Raw genomic sequence first — 919 nt, forward strand, 5'->3', positions numbered from 1 at the left:
TGACCATATCAATAGGTTTTTTACCATTGATACCTTGATGAGGCCGCTCCCAATTATAATAAACAAGGTATTTCAATAATTCATCTTCCAATTCTTCAAAGCTGTCGAAATCAGTTTTTTCGATCAGATCTTCCTTCAATGTTCGCCAAAAGCGTTCTACTTTGCCGTTGGTTTGTGGACGATAGGGCTTCATGTATCGGCGCTTAATACCAGTTTCAACGAGCATTCTTTCGAAGGGATGATTCTTTTTGTTCAAACTGACTGAAGTTCCAAACTCCGGGCCATTATCGGCAATGATCTCTTCGAACTGGATACCGAACTCCCGCTTGAGTGCCTGCATACAGCGTAAAGCGGTAAACATGGTGGTCAGCGCTGTGATATCGTCCATTACCTCCGCCCAGGCCAGGCGTGAATAGTCATCCAGAACGCACAGCAGGTAAAGCTTCCTGTGCTGTCCCCTAATCACTGTTTTACTCAAGTGATGGCAGTCTATATGTCCTAATTGGCCCATACGTTCTTTGATAATCTTGCGCTTTTCTTCTTTATCAGCCGCCGTTAAACGATTTTGTTGATAGCGTTTCAGAATATTATAAACTCCTGATGGCGATGGTTTAAAGTTACCTTGTTTTTGTTTAATCCGATCGGCTATTTCAAACTTATTGCAGCCACGGCGGCGTAGTGCTAATACCTGCTGTTCATCATCGGCACATGGTCTGCGGGTTTGATACTTTGGACCTCGTTTACCCGGCAATAAGTCTTCCGGATTACCCGATTGCTTGTAACGATTGTAATATTTCAGGAAGCTACGCCTATCGGTACGGTTAGCTTCATAAAACTCATTTGCAAACCTATACTTCGGATGCTGCCCAGATTTTACTAACTCATAATCGGCGATAAGAAAGCGGTATGTCTGTAAATA

Annotated in this window: 1 protein-coding gene; it reads right to left on the bottom strand. The window is 43.1% G+C overall.

What is annotated here, in order from left to right; all coding sequences use genetic code 11:
• Window positions 1-919, bottom strand: a 919-nt coding sequence (locus KXQ82_RS19760; RefSeq protein ID WP_219490534.1) for an integrase core domain-containing protein, incomplete at both ends; no start/stop codon positions are given.

This window comes from Mucilaginibacter rivuli (genome assembly GCF_019391655.1).
In the GTDB taxonomy this organism is placed as follows: Bacteria; Bacteroidota; Bacteroidia; order Sphingobacteriales; family Sphingobacteriaceae; genus Mucilaginibacter; species Mucilaginibacter rivuli.